Source organism: Comamonas sp. w2-DMI, from assembly GCF_040187735.1.
Taxonomy (GTDB): domain Bacteria; phylum Pseudomonadota; class Gammaproteobacteria; order Burkholderiales; family Burkholderiaceae_C; genus Comamonas; species Comamonas terrae.
The window spans coordinates 126,344-140,926 of the sequence record NZ_JBANEL010000010.1 but is presented as its reverse complement, the minus strand read 5'-3'; the positions used below and the strand labels follow the sequence as shown (position 1 = coordinate 140,926).

Genomic DNA, 14,583 nt, shown 5'->3' with positions numbered 1-14,583 from the left:
ATCCAAGTTATCAGAGAAAACATGCCCCGCACATCCCTGGCCCCATCGACCCAGCCCCCGGGTGGCCGCCGCATCCAGACCCGGCGCTCCGGCGTGCATGGCAAAGGCGTTTTCGCCGTGCAGGATATTGCCGAGGGCGAAACCATCATCGAATACGTGGGCGAGGTCATCAGCTGGCAGGAGGCCCAGGACCGCCATCCGCACGACCCCTCCCAGCCCAACCACACCTTCTACTTCCATGTGGACGAAGACCATGTGATCGACGCCACCCACGAAGGCAACTCCTCGCGCTGGATCAACCACAGCTGCGAGCCCAACTGCTACACGGACGAGCGCGACGGCCGCATCTTCATCGTGGCGCTGCGCAATATCGCGGCGGGCGAGGAACTGAACTACGACTACGGCCTGATGGTGGACGAGCGCTACACCAAAAAGCTCAAGGCCGAATACCCATGCCACTGCGGCAGCGCCCGCTGCCGCGGCACGCTGCTCGCGCCCAAGCGGGGCTGGCGTCCGCCGATGCCTGGAGACACCCCCTGAGCCGCTGCGCGGCCTCTCCCTCTCTCTACGCGCTTCGCGCTATGGGAGGGGGACGACAGCCTCGCTGCGGGACGGCGCGGCCGGCGCAGGCCCTTGCTCCCTGTCTCCGAGTTGGAACATGCTTATTCAAGGCCTGCTCGTCACATAGAAATTTTGGATAAAAAAATGACCCAGCCGATTCACTGGAATGCCGAAGCCCTGTGGCAGGCGATCGCGCCGCAGCTGCCGGGCTTCAGCGTGGAAGTGCTGCCGTCCATCGGCTCCAGCAATACCGAGCTCATGCGCCGCGCGCGCGAAGGCCAGACCGACCCGGTGCTGCTCATCGCCGAGCAGCAGACGGCCGGCCGCGGCCGCCTGGGGCGCAACTGGATCAGCGGCGTCGGCGATTCGCTGATGTTCTCGCTGGGCATGCCGCTGGCGCCGCGCGACTGGTCGGGCCTGTCGCTGGCCGTGGGCGTGAGCGTGGCCGAGAGCCTGCAGCCCCAGCTGCCGGCCGCAGGCAGCGCTGTGCCGAAAATCGGCATCAAGTGGCCCAACGACCTGTGGCTGGAAGGCGACCGCAAGCTGGCCGGCATCCTGATCGAGACGGCCAGCTTCGTGGGCAGCCACCAGCACGACGTGCATGCGCCGCGCTATGTGGTGATCGGCGTGGGCATCAATGTGCGCCCGCGCCCCGGCGACGGCATGCGCACGCCGCCGGCCTGCCTGCAGGAGCTGGATCCCGCGCTGGACGCGCCCACGGCCCTGGCCTGCATACTGCCGGCCCTGGTCAATGAAGTGCAGGTTTTTGCCCACGGCGGATTCGCGCCGCTGATGGAGCGCTTTGCCCGGCGCGACCTGCTGGCCGGGCGCGAAGTGGTGCTGAGCGACGGCAGCAGCGGCCTGGCCCAGGGCGTTGGCGCCGACGGCGGCTTTCTGGTGCGCACGGCCGCCGGCCTGCAGGCCGTGACCAGCTCCGAGATCAGCGTGCGGCCGAGATGAAGCTCCCCCTGAGCCGCTTTGCGGCCTCCCCCTCTCTCTCTACGCGCTTCGCGCTACAGGAGGGGGACGATGCCTTCGCCGGGGCGGCCCCGCCGCGAGGCGGCTCTTGCTCGGCATCCCTGGCTTTGGGCCGCGCCAGTTTCATGGGCTGCGGGTGGCGCGAAGTGCCATGAATAACTGATGTGAAGAACCTTGACCCTATGCTGAGAATCGCCTTCCTGCTGCTCGTGCTGGCCAATGCCGGCTACTACCTGTGGAGCCACGGCCAGCTGGTGGCGTGGGGCCTGGCGCCGGCCACCCAGTCCGAGCCGCAGCGCCTGGAGCAGCAGATCAAGCCCGAGGCGCTGGAGATCCTGCCGTCCGCCCCGCCCGCTTCCCCAGCCCCCTCGCCAGAGCCCGTACCGGCCGCACCCGCTGCCGCGCCGGAGCCGGCGGCCGTGGCCGCACCGGTTGCCGCCGCCGCAGCGACCGAGGCCGCCGCAGCCAGAGGCCCGGCGGTCTGCCTGCAGGCCGCCGGCGTGGAGGAGCGCCAGGCCGACAACCTGCGCCGCGCGCTGGCGCAGCTGCCGCGCGAGCAGTGGGAGCTGATCGCCAACCACCAGCCGGGCCGCTGGATGGTCTACATGGGCAAGTTTCCCGATGCCGAGTTCCTCGACCGCAAGCGGGCCGAGCTGCGCGCGCTCAAGATCGACTTCGACCGCGCGGGCGGTAACCTGGAGCCGGGACTGTCCCTGGGCCGCTTCTCCACCGAGGAGGCCGCCACGCGCCAGCTGACGGCCTTTGCCCGCCAGGGCGTGCGCACGGCCCGCGTGGTGCAGGAACGCCCCGATGTCACCACCTACACGCTGCGCCTGCCCAAGGCCACGCCGGCGCTGCGCGCCGAAGTCGAGACCCTGGCCGGCCGCAATCTCGATGCCAGGGCCCTGCGCGCCTGCGCGCGCTGAACCGGGGCTTGAGAGGCCGCCCGCTCCCGGCATATGGGCTGACCACGCAAAAAAGGCCTGCATCGCAGGCCTTTTTCATGGTGGGGTGCCAGTGCCAGGCACCCTGGGTGCATCAGTCCAGATGGATCTGGGCGACTGCCGCCACCTTCTTCATCTTGGCGACTTCGTTGGCGATCTGCTTGGTGAAGTCGGCGCTGGACGTGCCCGAGACATACAGGCCCTGCGAAGCCATGCGCTGCTTGACGGCGGGGTCCTTCAGGGCCGCGACGATGGCCTTCTGCACGCGCTCCACCTGGGCGGGGGGCGTGTTCTTGGGGGCCACGAGGCCGAACCACGAAGGATCGTTGAGGTCCGGATGGCCGGCCTCGGCATAGGTGGGCACATCGGGCAGCACGTCCAGGCGCTCGCGCCAGGACACGGCCAGGGCCTTGACCTTGCCGGACTTGATGTGCGGCAGCGAGGAAGCCACCTGGTCGAAGTACACGGGCACCTGGCCGCCGAGCACGTCGTTGATGGCCGGGCCTGCGCCCTTGTAGGGGATGTGGGTCATCTGGGTGCCCGTGCTCTTGAGGAACTGGGCGCCCCACATGTGGGCGATGGTGCCGTTGCCGGGCGTGGCGAAGCTGACCTTGCCGGGGTTGGCCTTGAGGTAGGCCACGAATTCGGCGAAGTTCTTGACCGGAATCTGCGCAGGGTTGATCACGAGCACGCCGGGGGCCTTGACGATCTCGGTCACGCCCACGAAGTCGTTGATCGCGTCATAGGGCAGCTTCTTGTAGACGGCCGGATTCACGCCCTGGGTGGACAGCGTGGCGATGCCGAAGGTCACGCCGTCGGTGGCGCGCGCCACTTCGGCCATGCCGATGGAGCCGCCGGCGCCGGCGCGGTTCTCGATCACCACGGGCTGGCCGCCCAGCAGCTTGGGCAGCACGTCCTGCATGTTGCGGGGCACCATGTCGGTGGAGCCGCCGGGCGGGAAGGGAACGACGATGCGCAGGGGACGCGTGGCGTCCTGGGCCATGGCCAGGCCAGGGGCGGAAGAGACCACTGCGGAAGCGGCAGCGGTGCAGAGGAATTGACGACGTTGCATCAAGAAAGCTCCAAGGATCCAAACAAACCTAGTACGGTACCGATCACGGCAGTTGCCATTTTTGCAACTCAATGTTTCAGCCCGACTTGTGATTCCGATTGTAGGGGAAGCAAGTATTTGCTCAGCCGTAGGCTGCGCTCAAGTTCTCGGCCTATTGTCCGGCGCAGCGTCGAGAGCCAGGAAACGCACGGTAAAACGGGCGCCCGGCGTGCCCTGGCCCGGGCGGGCATCCTCGAGCAGCACCTGCGCGCCGTGCTGGCGCGCGATCTCCATCACGATGGGCAGGCCCAGGCCCGAGCCGTCGGCCTCCGAGCCCAGCGCACGGTAGAACGGCTGGAAGATCAGCTCCCGCTCGGCCTGGGGCACGCCCGGGCCGGAGTCTTCGACCTGCAGCAGCAGCACGCGGCCGAAGTGGTCGGCCTGCACGCGCACCGTGACCACACCCGGCGCCTCGCTGCTCGAGGGCGTGTAGTTGATGGCGTTGTCCACCAGGTTGCGTACCAGCTCGGTCAGCAGCGTGGCATTGCCGCTGAGCCAGACGCCGGGCGTGACGGCCTCGGCGCCCTCGTAGCCCAGGTCGATGTGCTTGTCCAGCGCGCGCGGCAGGCAGTCCAGCACCACGTCGGTGGCGATGCGCACCAGATTGCAGGGCTTCATGGCCGGCACCGCGCTCTCGGCCCGCGCCAGCGCCAGCAGCTGGTTCACCGTGTGCGTGGCGCGCATGCTGGAGCGGCCGATCTGCTGCAGCGAGCGCTTGAGCTCGTCGGTGCTGGTGCCTTCGCGCTGGGCCAGGTCGGCCTGCATGCGCAGTCCGGCCAGCGGCGTCTTGAGCTGGTGGGCCGCGTCGGCCAGGAAGCGCTTTTGCGTGGCGATGGAGTCGTCCAGCCGCTCCAGCAGGCCGTTGACCGAATCGACCAGCGGCACCACTTCCAGCGGCACGTCCTTGTGGTTGATGGGCGAAAGGTCTTCGGGCTTGCGCGCGCGGATGCGCTCCTCGAGCCGGTGCAGCGGCTTGATGCCGCGCGCCAGCGCCAGCCACACCAGCAGCGCCGCCAGCGGCAGGATGACGAACTGCGGCAGCATCACGCCCTTGATGATCTCGGTGGCCAGCACGCTGCGCTTCTCGCGCGTTTCGGCCACCTGCACCAGCGCGAGCGCATCGCCGGGCAGCGGCATGCGCACCCAGATGTAGGCCACGCGCAGGTCTATGCCCTTGTATTCCTCGTCGCGCAGCAGCACCGTGCCCGAGGGCGGCGCCTCGTCGGCCTCGGGCGGCAGCGGCAGGTCGCGTTCGCCGGCCAGGTACTCGCCCTTGACGCCGCGCACCTGGAAGAAGATGGTGTCCGATTCGTCGGCGCGCAGGATCTCGCTGGCCGACTGCGGCAGGTTGAACTGCACCTTGCCGCGCTGCACCACGACGAGCTGGGCCAGCGCCTGGGCGTTGTATTCCAGCGCGCGGTCGAACGGCTTGTTGGCCAGGCCCTGGGCCACCAGCCAGGTCAGCGCCAGGCTGACCGGCCACAGCAGCAGCAGCGGCGTGAGCATCCAGTCGAGGATTTCGCCGAAGAGGGAACGCTGCTCGCGCTGGAAGATTTTCACGGTTCAAGCCTTTTTGGCCGCCAGCGCCCGTCCATCAAGCGCAGACAGCTATCGAATGAATAGCTCAACCGGGGATTTTTTCAAGGCAGTAGCCCAGGCCGCGCACCGTGGCGATGCGGATGGGGCCGCGCTCGATCTTCTTGCGCAGACGGTGGATGTAGACCTCGATGGCGTTGTTGCTCACCTCCTCGCCCCATTCGCACAGGCGATCCACGAGCTGGTCCTTGCTCACCAGCCGGCCCGCGCGCTGCAGCAGCACCTCCAGCAGGCCCAGCTCGCGCGCCGACAGCTCGACCATCTTGCCGTCGATGGTGGCCACGCGCCCCGCCTGGTCGTAGACCAGCGGCCCGTGCTTGATGGTGGAACTGGCCCCGCCCATGCCGCGGCGCGTCAGCGCGCGCACGCGCGCCTCCAGCTCGGACAGCGCGAACGGCTTGGCCATGTAGTCGTCGGCGCCCAGGTCCAGCCCCTGCACGCGCTCCTCGATCGAATCGGCCGCGGTGAGGATCAGCACCGGCAGCGCATCGCCGCGCCCGCGCAGGCGCTTGAGCACCTCCAGGCCGTGCATGCGCGGCAGGCCCAGGTCCAGGATCAGCAGGTCGAACTCGCTGCTGGTCATCAGCGCCGCATCGGCCTCGCTGCCGTTGGCCACATGGCTGACCACGGCGCCCGAGCTGCGCAGCGTGCGCAGCAGGCCATCGGCCAGCACCTGGTCATCTTCGGCAATCAGTATGCGCATGGGGAGTCTCCTGAAATATGGTTACCGCTGTCGACGCAAGTACAGTGGCTGCTTTGGCTCCGATTCTAGGTCGCCGCAGGAGGCTGGCACAGCGGGCTTACGGGTGGCCTGCGGGCAGGGACAGTGCTGCGGCATGGTCGATGACGTAGAGCCAGCGGCCGTCGGCCTGGCGCCGGACGACCTCGGCCGTGCTGCCATTCGCGACGAGACCGCCATCGTCGCCATACAGCGTCCAGTCGGCGCGCAGCAAGGCGATCTCTGCGCATTCGATGCAGAAATTGTTGTGGGATACCATGCGCCCCGGCACGGCCAGCAGGCGGGACAGCGGCTCGGCGATCCGGGTCCGGCCGCGCCAGGTATCGGTGCTGCCATCCACACGCAGTGCGGCGTCGGGCTCATACAGCGCCAGCAGATGGGCCAGATCGCGGCTGTTGAAGGCGCGCGCAAAAGTTTCATTCATGGCGGCAGGGGTCAGGACCTTGAACATGTTTTCTCCTTGGATGGATGTCGAGACCGGCATCAGAGCACTGGACCATCCAGCTATCCAAACGGATAGCCGGCCCGAGATGCCCCGTCCCGTGCGCCCCCAGTCCTGCCCTGTCGAGGACTGGCTGGCCTTCCTCGGCCACCGCTGGAATGCACTCGTCCTTTGGCATCTGCGTGCAGCCCCTCTTCGGCATGGAGAGCTGATGGAGTGCCTGCCCGGCATCACACCCAAGGTGCTTGGCGAGCGGCTGGCCGCCCTGCAGGACCGCGGACTCGTGGCCCGCGCTGAAGGCCGGCACGGCTACATGCTCACTCGGCGCGGGAGCACCTTGCTGAGCGTGCTCGATCAGCTCGAACTCTGGGCCCGCTACGCTCCGCCGGCATAGGCTTCCAGGCCCAGCGCCACCACCGTGGCCACGTCCTCGCCCACGGCTTCGCGGAACTCCGCCTCGGCCTGGGCCACCGCATCGTGGAAGGCCTGCAGCCAGGCCAGGCCGGTCTCGGTGAAGCGCACGCGCCTGGCGCGCGCATCGCGGGCATCGGCCTCGCGCGTGACCAGGCCCCAGGCCTCGCACTGCGCCACCAGGTCCGCCATGGCCTGCTTGGTCATGCCGGCCTTCTCGGCCAGGTCCGTGACCCGGTCGCCGGCCAGCGACAGATGCCGCGTGATGTGGATATGGGCCGCGCCCACCTTGTCACGTGCGGCGAGGTTGGACAGCGCCAGCGGCACTTGCACATCGCGCGCCATGAGCTGCAGCACGCGCGCATCGAAGCGGCGCATGGCATGGCCGAGCAGGCGGCCCAGATGGGTCTGGCGCCAGGCGTCCGCGGGCGGGGTGACAGGGGCAATTTCGGACATTGCAGGTATTTCGGAGTCAGGGCAAATAGTAAGGCAAACTGTCCAAATATTTCAACACATGGACAGTACAAACCCATAAACTACTGTTCAAGCATCCAGCCTGAATGTAAATACAGAGCTGCAACCGACCCGCATCCACTCTTCTAGGAGCCTGTTATGAACGCCATCGCCAAGACCGCCGAAGCCAACAGCGAAAAAGCCAAGGCACTCGCCGCCGCCCTCGCCCAGATCGAAAAGCAATTCGGCAAGGGCACCATCATGAAGCTGGGCGAAGGAGAGGCCATCGAGGACATCCAGGTGGTCTCCACCGGCTCGCTGGGCCTGGACATCGCCCTGGGCGTGGGCGGCCTGCCGCGCGGCCGCGTGATCGAGATCTACGGTCCCGAATCCTCGGGCAAGACCACGCTGACGCTGCAGGTCGTGGCCGAGATGCAGCGCCAGGGTGGCACCTGCGCCTTCATCGACGCCGAGCATGCGCTGGACACCAGCTATGCCCAGAAGCTGGGCGTGAACCTGAACGACGTGCTGATCAGCCAGCCCGACACCGGCGAGCAGGCCCTGGAGATCGTGGACAGCCTGGTACGCTCGGGCGCCGTGGACCTGATCGTGGTGGACTCGGTGGCCGCGCTCACGCCCAAGGCCGAAATCGAGGGCGAGATGGGCGACCAGCTGCCCGGCCTGCAGGCCCGCCTGATGAGCCAGGCGCTGCGCAAGCTGACCAGCACCATCAAGAAGACCAACTGCATGGTCATCTTCATCAACCAGATCCGCATGAAGATCGGCGTGATGTTCGGCTCGCCCGAAACCACCACCGGCGGCAATGCGCTGAAGTTCTACGCCTCGGTGCGCCTGGACATCCGCCGCACCGGCACCATCAAGAAGGGCGACGAGGCCATCGGCAACGAAACCAAGGTCAAGGTGGTGAAGAACAAGGTCTCGCCGCCGTTCAAGACCGCCGAGTTCGACATCCTGTTCGGCGAAGGCATCTCGCGCGAAGGCGAAATCCTGGACATGGGCGTGAATGCCAAGATCCTCGACAAGTCGGGTGCCTGGTATGCCTACAACGGCGAGAAGATCGGCCAGGGCCGCGACAATGCCCGCGAATTCCTGCGCGAGAACCGCGACCTGGCCGTGGAGATCGAGAACAAGGTGCGCGAAAGCCTGGGCATCAAGCTGCTGCCCACCGAAGGCGGCGAAGCCCCCGAAGCCAAGTCCTCCGGCAAGAAGGGCAAGGTCGACAAGGACGGCGTGATAGAAGCTTAAGCCCCCTGAGCGACTTCTCGTCGCTTCCCCTCTCTCTTCGGGCGGGGGACGGCATCCTCGCTGCGGGGCGGCGGGGCCGCCCGGGCCCTTGCCTGATGCCTCTGGCTCGGTGCACGCCAGCATGCGGGCTGGGGCCACGGACCAAAGAGTTAGCCATCTTTGCGCAGGCAACCCCTGCGCATTTTTTATTGCCGCCGGACACTTCAACCTTCAGGGAGACCTTTCGCACATGAGCTTTGCCAAGCTTTCACTCAAGGGCCGCGCCCTCAAGCTGCTGGCCCAGCGCGAGCATTCGCGCCTGGAACTGCAGCGCAAGCTGGCTGCGCATGTGGAAGAAGGCGAGGATCTGGACGCCATCCTCGACGCGCTGGAGCAGCGCGGCTTCATCAGCGAGGAGCGGGTGGTGGAGTCGGTGATCCACAGCAAGGCCGGCCGCTACGGCACGGCCCGCCTGGTGCAGGAGCTGCGCAGCAAGGGCCTGGACGACGAGACCGTGCGCGCGGCCGGCGAGCAGTTGCGCGAGACCGAGCTGCAGCGCGCGCGCGAGCTGTGGCGCAAGCGCTTCGGCACGCCGCCGGCCACACCGCAGGAGCATCTCAAGCAGATGCGCTTTCTGGCCTCGCGCGGCTTCGGCGCCGATATCGCGAGCAAGGTCGTCAAGGGCCGTGGCCTGGAGGAAGACGAATAGCCTCTCCGGCGCCCTCCTCCCAAGACCCCTGCGCCGGCAGCCGAGCACTCCTGAAAGAAGAGCTGCTTGCGCATGAGCAGCCTTTGATTCAATACACTTTTCCCTTCAATCAAAGAACCGGCAAGCGCAGGCAGCTATCAATTCAGCGTACCGCCTGGCTGCCGCGCCCCACGAACAGCAGCACCAGGATGGCGGCACAGAACTCCACCGCGGCAATGATGAGCAGTCCGGGCGCATACGAGCCGCTGCCGGTCTGCAGCAGGCCCAGCAGCTGGGGCGAGAAATAGCCCGCCAGATTCGCCACGGAGTTGATCACCGCCAGGCCCACCACCAGCGCTGTGGCCGACAGGAAGCGGCTGGGGATCTGCCAGTACACGGGAATCGAACCCATGGTCCCTAGCGAGGACAGCGCCAGCGACGCCACCACGCCGGCCACGCTGCCCTGCCTGAGGAACAGCGCCGTCAGCAGCAGGCCGATGGCGCCCAGCGCGGCGGCGGCCGCCGTATGCCAGCGCACCTCCTTTCGGCGGTCGGACAGCCAGCCGTTGCCCACCATGCCCAGCCAGCCGAAGGCATAGATGCCGGCCATGACCCAGCCCAGCGCCTTCAGGTCGGTCACGCCCACGGACTTGACGATGCTGGGCCCGTAGAACACCAGCGTCGCATTGCCGGCCACGATGCAGAAGAAGATGAGGATCAGCATCAGCACGCGCGGATTGCGCATGGAAGCCCAGAAGCTGTGCTCGCGCTCGCCCAGCGCCTGCTCTTCCGCCCACAGCTCTTCGCGCACATGCTGCTTCTCGCGGTCGCTGAGCCAGCGCGCCTGCGCCGGGGTGTCGCTGAGCAGGAAGTAGGCGGCAATGCCGGCGATCACCGAGGGAATGCCTTCGACGATGAACAGCCACTGCCAGCCCGCATGGTTGCCCATGCCGTGCAGGGCCTCCATCAGGTAAGCGGCGATCGGGCTGCCCAGCATCAGCGACAGCGCCGAGGCCGAGACAAAGAACGCCAGCGCCTTGCCGCGCCGGTGCGCGGGCAGCCAGTAGGTCAGGTACAGGATCACGCCGGGCTGCAGGCCGGCCTCGAAGGCGCCCATCAGAAAGCGCAGCACGTAGAACTGCAGCGGCGTCTGCACCCAGGCCATGAGAATGCCCGTCACGCCCCAGCCGATGGTGATGCGCATGATGGTCTTCTTGGCGCCGAACCTGTGCAGCAGCAGGTTGCTGGGCACCTCGAACAGGAAGTAGCCGATGAAGAAGATGCCGGCGCCCGCGCCGTAGACGGCGTCGGACCACTGCAGGTCGCTCATCATGGTGAGCTTGGCAAAGCCTACGTTGACGCGGTCGATCCAGGCCAGGAACCAGACCAGGGTCAGGAACGGAATCAGCCGCCAGATGATGCGGCCGAAGGTCACGTCGCGCTCCTGGACGGAGCTGGCATCGGCCGCCTGCTGCGGCGGCTTTGCGGGGGTGGTGATGGCAGACATGGAACGCCTCGCTTTCGTGCAACAGAGGCCGGGATCGCAGCGATGGTCGGAGCCGTGGCGGCCTCCGTCCCAGGGGCGCAACGGCCGGCCACACAGGTAAGGCGGACTATAGGAAAGCTCGGCGCAGGCCAGGGCCGGGACTTGTCCGTCTGGACAAGGCAGGATTTTTAGTTTTCAAAAAACCAAACAATAAGAAAAATAAATTTCACATCACCCGCAAACCTCCCGCCGCGCGCCGAAAGCAGGCAAGAAAAAACGGCCGCCAGGGCCGTTTTCGGGGATGGGGCAGAGAATGCGGCTTACAGGCCCAGCATGATCTGCAGGTTCTGCACCGCGGCGCCGCTGGCGCCCTTGCCCAGATTGTCCAGGCGGGCGATGAGCACGGCCTGGCGGTAGCTTTCGTTGGCGAACACGCGCAGCTCCAGCTTGTTGGTGTCGGCCAGTGTATCGGCGGCCAGCTTGCCGTCTTCGGTCGGCGCCAGCACGCTGACCCAGCGGGCCGGCGTGTTGGTCCTGTCGTAATGGCTGGCCAGCGCATCGTGCAGGTCGGCGGCCCTGGGTGCGCCGGGCAGCAGGTCCAGATGCAGCGGCAGCTGCACCAGCATGCCCTGGCGGAAATTGCCCACGGCGGGCACGAACACGGGGCGGCGCGTCATGCCGGTGTAGTGCAGGATCTCGGGAATGTGCTTGTGCGACAGGCCCAGCGCATAGGCTTCGTAAGGTGCGGCCTGGCCGGCCTCGTAGGCCTCGATCATGGTGCGGCCGCCGCCCGAATAGCCGGAGACCGAAGGCAGGCTCACGGGATAGTCGGCCGGAATCAGGCCCGCGGCCACCAGGGGATGCAGCAGCGCGATGGCGCCCGTGGCGTAGCAGCCGGGGTTGGCCACGCGGGTGGCGGACCGGATCGCCTCCAGCTGGCCGGCGCGCAGCTCCGGGAAGCCGTAGACCCAGCCCGGCGCCACGCGGTGGGCCGTGGAGGCGTCGATGATCTTGATGGCGCGGCCCGTCTCGGCCGTGATGGCATCCACCATGGCCACGGTCTCGCGCGCGGCATCGTCGTGCAGGCAGAGGATGACCAGGTCCACGCCGGCGATCAGTGCTCGCTTGGCCGCCGGGTCCTTGCGCAGCTCGGGCGCAATGCTCACCAGCTCCACGCCAGCAAAGTTGACCAGACGCTCGCGGATCTGCAGACCTGTGGTTCCTGCTTCACCGTCGATAAAGACTTTTGCCATTGCTCTTCTCTCCTACACCGGCTCGCGCATTGCGTTCCTTGTATGCCGCGGCCTGCGGCACCATTGCCGCGTTTAGCTCTTTATTGTCGTTTAAACCGCCGGCGGATGCGGAAATTGGCGCTGAAACCACGCTGCGCCGACAAAGCCCGGCGGCTTTCGTCCTGACTGCGGCCGGACTGCTTCCTTTTTTGACCCCGGGCATGGCCGGGCCATGGTCGGGCGGCAGTTTGTCGGATGGCTGACAAAACTCTGGAAAAACCCTGCAGCTTATATATAAGACATAAGAGAAAGGCGGGTGAAAAAATATGACCCGGATATCATTTCCTCAACGATATCAAGGCATTGCGGGCTGCCCGGCGCTTCTGTAAAGAAGTGCCACATTGTGGATTTTGCGCATGGTGGGCCGTCGTTTTGCGCGGTGCAACATGGTACATTTCCGAGTGCCATGTCATACGAACCCGGTGGTTGCCAGACGCAGTGTCCACGGCACACGGGCATTTCCCCTCAGTTCAGAGAGACAAAGTCATGAAGATTCATGAGTACCAAGGCAAGGAAATCTTGCGTCAATTTGGTGTGCCAGTTCCCCGTGGCATCCCGGCATTCACCGTTCAGGAAGCCGTGGAAGCAGCCCAGAAGCTGGGCGGCCCCGTGTGGGTTGTCAAGGCCCAGATCCACGCCGGCGGCCGCGGCAAGGGCGGCGGCGTGAAGGTGGCCAAGAGCATCGACGATGTGAAGGCCCTGTCCGAGCAAATCCTGGGCATGCAGCTGGTGACCCACCAGACCGGTCCCGAAGGCCAGAAGGTCCGCCGCCTGTACATCGAGGACGGCGCCGACATCCAGAAGGAATACTACCTGTCCGCCGTGACCGACCGTGCCACGCAGAAGGTGGCCTTCATCGCTTCGAGCGAAGGCGGCATGGACATCGAGGAAGTGGCGCACTCCACCCCCGAGAAGATCGTGACCGTGATGGTCGACCCCCTGCAGGGCTTCACCCAGGCCAACGGCGAAGAGCTGGCCAAGGGCATCGGCATGCCTGCCGATTCCGTCGCGCAATTCATCGACGTGTGCACCAAGATCTACAAGTGCTACATGGACACCGATGCCTCGCTGGTGGAAATCAACCCCCTGAACCGCGACTCCAAGGGCAACATCATCGCCCTGGACGCCAAGTTCAACTTCGACTCCAACGCCCTGTTCCGCCACCCCGAGATCGTGGCCCTGCGCGACCTGGACGAAGAGGATCCCGCTGAAATCGAGGCTTCCAAGTTCGACCTGGCCTACATCAGCCTGGACGGCAACATCGGCTGCCTGGTCAACGGCGCCGGCCTGGCCATGGCCACCATGGACACCATCAAGCTGTTCGGCGGCGAACCCGCCAACTTCCTGGACGTGGGCGGCGGCGCCACTCCCGAGAAGGTCACCGAAGCCTTCAAGATCATGCTCAAGAACCCCAAGGTCAAGGGCATTCTGGTCAACATCTTCGGCGGCATCATGAAGTGCGACACCATCGCCACCGGCGTGATCACCGCCTGCAAGGCCGTGAACCTGTCCGTGCCGCTGGTCGTGCGCATGAAGGGCACCAACGAAGAACTGGGCAAGAAGATGCTGGCCGAATCCGGCCTGCCCATCATCAGCGCCGACACCATGGCCGAAGCCGCCACCAAGATCGTCGAAGCCGTCAAGTAAGGCCCGGAGAACAGAACATGTCTATCTATATCAATAAAGACACTCGCGTCATCACCCAAGGCATCACCGGCAAGACGGGCCAGTTCCACACCGAGAAGTGCATCGAGTACGCGAACGGCAAGAACTGCTTCGTGGCCGGCGTGAACCCCAAGAAGGCCGGCGAAAAGATCTTCGACGTGCCGATCTACGCCTCCGTCAAGGAAGCCGCCAAGGACACTGGCGCCACCGTTTCCGTGATCTACGTGCCGCCCGCAGGCGCTGCCGCCGCGATCTGGGAAGCCGTGGAAGCCGACCTGGACCTGGCCATCTGCATCACCGAAGGCATTCCCGTGCGCGACATGCTGGAAGTGCGCAACAAGATGAAGGCCAAGGAAGCCGCCGGCGGCAAGAAGACGCTGCTGCTGGGCCCCAACTGCCCCGGCCTGATCACGCCTGACGAGATCAAGATCGGCATCATGCCCGGCCACATCCACAAGAAGGGCCGCGTGGGCGTGGTGTCCCGTTCCGGCACACTGACCTACGAAGCCGTGGCGCAGCTGACCGAACTGGGCATCGGCCAGTCCTCCGCTGTCGGCATCGGCGGCGACCCGATCAACGGCCTCAAGCACATCGACGTGATGAAGGCCTTCAACGATGATCCCGACACCGACGCCGTGATCATGATCGGCGAAATCGGCGGACCCGACGAAGCCGAAGCCGCCCGCTGGTGCAAGGAACACATGAAGAAGCCCGTGGTCGGCTTCATCGCCGGCGTGACGGCCCCTCCCGGCAAGCGCATGGGCCACGCCGGCGCGCTGATCTCCGGCGGCGCCGACACGGCCGATGCCAAGCTGGCCATCATGGAAGAGTGCGGCTTCACCATCACCCGCAATCCTTCCGAAATGGGCCGCCTGCTCAAGGGCCTGCTGTAAAAGCGAGCATCAAGGGTGCGTGAAACTGTGAGCACTTACGCAGTTTCACGAACAGATACAGGCAGGTATAGCCACTAAA

16 protein-coding genes are annotated in these 14,583 nt (G+C 66.1%); 9 read left to right on the top strand and 7 right to left on the bottom strand.

All coding sequences use genetic code 11. The features are described 5' to 3' along the window. Window positions 1-21 precede the first annotated feature (21 nt). From V8Z74_RS12720 to V8Z74_RS12710, 3 genes are all read left to right on the top strand, one after another. Entirely contained in the window at window positions 22-540 is a 519-nt protein-coding gene (locus V8Z74_RS12720) for an SET domain-containing protein (RefSeq protein WP_349709543.1), read from the top strand. A 165-nt stretch (window positions 541-705) separates the two neighbouring features. Then, entirely contained in the window at window positions 706-1,521 is an 816-nt protein-coding gene (locus tag V8Z74_RS12715) for a biotin--[acetyl-CoA-carboxylase] ligase (RefSeq protein ID WP_349709542.1), read from the top strand. 200 nt (window positions 1,522-1,721) lie between these two features. Then, window positions 1,722-2,465 carry an SPOR domain-containing protein gene (locus V8Z74_RS12710; protein WP_349709541.1) on the top strand — a complete coding sequence of 248 codons (744 nt, stop codon included), beginning with the start codon at window positions 1,722-1,724 and terminating at the stop codon, window positions 2,463-2,465. A 112-nt stretch (window positions 2,466-2,577) separates the two neighbouring features. Here the strand turns inward: V8Z74_RS12710 and V8Z74_RS12705 are convergent, their stop codons facing one another. From V8Z74_RS12705 to V8Z74_RS12690, 4 genes are all read right to left on the bottom strand, one after another. Then, window positions 2,578-3,555 carry a Bug family tripartite tricarboxylate transporter substrate binding protein gene (locus V8Z74_RS12705; protein WP_066474171.1) on the bottom strand — a complete coding sequence of 326 codons (978 nt, stop codon included), beginning with the start codon at window positions 3,553-3,555 and terminating at the stop codon, window positions 2,578-2,580. Between the two features lie 138 nt (window positions 3,556-3,693). Continuing rightward, window positions 3,694-5,154 (bottom strand): sensor histidine kinase, encoded by a 1,461-nt coding sequence (locus V8Z74_RS12700; protein ID WP_349709540.1) that lies wholly within the window; start codon window positions 5,152-5,154, stop codon window positions 3,694-3,696. A gap of 64 nt (window positions 5,155-5,218) precedes the next feature. Beyond that, window positions 5,219-5,893 (bottom strand): response regulator, encoded by a 675-nt coding sequence (locus tag V8Z74_RS12695; protein WP_066474181.1) that lies wholly within the window; start codon window positions 5,891-5,893, stop codon window positions 5,219-5,221. 97 nt (window positions 5,894-5,990) lie between these two features. Then, complete coding sequence (locus V8Z74_RS12690; protein ID WP_349709539.1) at window positions 5,991-6,380, bottom strand: YybH family protein; 390 nt, start codon at window positions 6,378-6,380, stop codon at window positions 5,991-5,993. Here V8Z74_RS12690 and V8Z74_RS12685 point away from each other — a divergent pair. After that, the gene (locus V8Z74_RS12685; protein ID WP_349709538.1) at window positions 6,379-6,765 is read left to right on the top strand and encodes a winged helix-turn-helix transcriptional regulator; all 387 of its coding nucleotides are present in this window, start codon (window positions 6,379-6,381) and stop codon (window positions 6,763-6,765) included. The two genes, V8Z74_RS12690 and V8Z74_RS12685, sit on opposite strands and share 2 nt — an antisense overlap. Here V8Z74_RS12685 and V8Z74_RS12680 read toward each other — a convergent pair. Continuing rightward, window positions 6,747-7,238, bottom strand: a complete 492-nt coding sequence (locus V8Z74_RS12680; RefSeq protein WP_066474185.1) for a MarR family transcriptional regulator — start codon at window positions 7,236-7,238, stop codon at window positions 6,747-6,749. The genes V8Z74_RS12685 and V8Z74_RS12680 overlap by 19 nt on opposite strands. A gap of 156 nt (window positions 7,239-7,394) precedes the next feature. Here V8Z74_RS12680 and recA point away from each other — a divergent pair, with 156 nt between their 5' ends. Further along, window positions 7,395-8,501 (top strand): recombinase RecA, encoded by a 1,107-nt coding sequence (gene recA, locus V8Z74_RS12675; protein ID WP_066474186.1) that lies wholly within the window; start codon window positions 7,395-7,397, stop codon window positions 8,499-8,501. A gap of 229 nt (window positions 8,502-8,730) precedes the next feature. Further along, a complete protein-coding gene (gene recX / locus V8Z74_RS12670; protein WP_066474188.1) occupies window positions 8,731-9,189 on the top strand; it encodes a recombination regulator RecX in 459 nt (152 codons plus the stop codon). Between the two features lie 142 nt (window positions 9,190-9,331). Here recX and V8Z74_RS12665 read toward each other — a convergent pair whose 3' ends face one another. After that, complete coding sequence (locus V8Z74_RS12665) at window positions 9,332-10,675, bottom strand: MFS transporter (protein ID WP_349709537.1); 1,344 nt, start codon at window positions 10,673-10,675, stop codon at window positions 9,332-9,334. A gap of 299 nt (window positions 10,676-10,974) precedes the next feature. After that, on the bottom strand, window positions 10,975-11,907 hold the full coding sequence (gene argC / locus V8Z74_RS12660; protein ID WP_066474193.1) for an N-acetyl-gamma-glutamyl-phosphate reductase: 933 nt from the start codon (window positions 11,905-11,907) through the stop codon (window positions 10,975-10,977). A 29-nt stretch (window positions 11,908-11,936) separates the two neighbouring features. Here argC and V8Z74_RS12655 point away from each other — a divergent pair, with 29 nt between their 5' ends. The 3 genes from V8Z74_RS12655 (at window position 11,937) to sucD (ending at window position 14,504) form a co-directional block, all read left to right on the top strand. Next, the gene (locus V8Z74_RS12655) at window positions 11,937-12,149 is read left to right on the top strand and encodes a hypothetical protein (protein WP_349709536.1); all 213 of its coding nucleotides are present in this window, start codon (window positions 11,937-11,939) and stop codon (window positions 12,147-12,149) included. A 283-nt stretch (window positions 12,150-12,432) separates the two neighbouring features. Beyond that, the gene (gene sucC / locus V8Z74_RS12650) at window positions 12,433-13,593 is read left to right on the top strand and encodes an ADP-forming succinate--CoA ligase subunit beta (RefSeq protein ID WP_066474196.1); all 1,161 of its coding nucleotides are present in this window, start codon (window positions 12,433-12,435) and stop codon (window positions 13,591-13,593) included. Window positions 13,594-13,610: 17 nt separating this feature from the next. Beyond that, window positions 13,611-14,504, top strand: coding sequence for a succinate--CoA ligase subunit alpha (sucD, locus tag V8Z74_RS12645; protein ID WP_066474198.1), 894 nt, complete (start codon window positions 13,611-13,613; stop codon window positions 14,502-14,504). The last annotated feature ends 79 nt before the right edge of the window (window positions 14,505-14,583 follow it).

Coding starts and splice junctions, on each gene's coding strand:
- sucC (WP_066474196.1), top strand. CDS start 12,433: ATGAAGATTCATGAGTACCAAGGCAAGGAAATCTTGCGTCAATTTGGT.
- recA (WP_066474186.1), top strand. CDS start 7,395: ATGAACGCCATCGCCAAGACCGCCGAAGCCAACAGCGAAAAAGCCAAG.
- sucD (WP_066474198.1), top strand. CDS start 13,611: ATGTCTATCTATATCAATAAAGACACTCGCGTCATCACCCAAGGCATC.
- V8Z74_RS12665 (WP_349709537.1), bottom strand. CDS start 10,675: ATGTCTGCCATCACCACCCCCGCAAAGCCGCCGCAGCAGGCGGCCGAT.
- V8Z74_RS12710 (WP_349709541.1), top strand. CDS start 1,722: ATGCTGAGAATCGCCTTCCTGCTGCTCGTGCTGGCCAATGCCGGCTAC.
- V8Z74_RS12695 (WP_066474181.1), bottom strand. CDS start 5,893: ATGCGCATACTGATTGCCGAAGATGACCAGGTGCTGGCCGATGGCCTG.
- argC (WP_066474193.1), bottom strand. CDS start 11,907: ATGGCAAAAGTCTTTATCGACGGTGAAGCAGGAACCACAGGTCTGCAG.
- V8Z74_RS12715 (WP_349709542.1), top strand. CDS start 706: ATGACCCAGCCGATTCACTGGAATGCCGAAGCCCTGTGGCAGGCGATC.
- V8Z74_RS12680 (WP_066474185.1), bottom strand. CDS start 7,238: ATGTCCGAAATTGCCCCTGTCACCCCGCCCGCGGACGCCTGGCGCCAG.
- V8Z74_RS12685 (WP_349709538.1), top strand. CDS start 6,379: ATGTTTTCTCCTTGGATGGATGTCGAGACCGGCATCAGAGCACTGGAC.
- recX (WP_066474188.1), top strand. CDS start 8,731: ATGAGCTTTGCCAAGCTTTCACTCAAGGGCCGCGCCCTCAAGCTGCTG.
- V8Z74_RS12720 (WP_349709543.1), top strand. CDS start 22: ATGCCCCGCACATCCCTGGCCCCATCGACCCAGCCCCCGGGTGGCCGC.
- V8Z74_RS12705 (WP_066474171.1), bottom strand. CDS start 3,555: ATGCAACGTCGTCAATTCCTCTGCACCGCTGCCGCTTCCGCAGTGGTC.
- V8Z74_RS12690 (WP_349709539.1), bottom strand. CDS start 6,380: ATGTTCAAGGTCCTGACCCCTGCCGCCATGAATGAAACTTTTGCGCGC.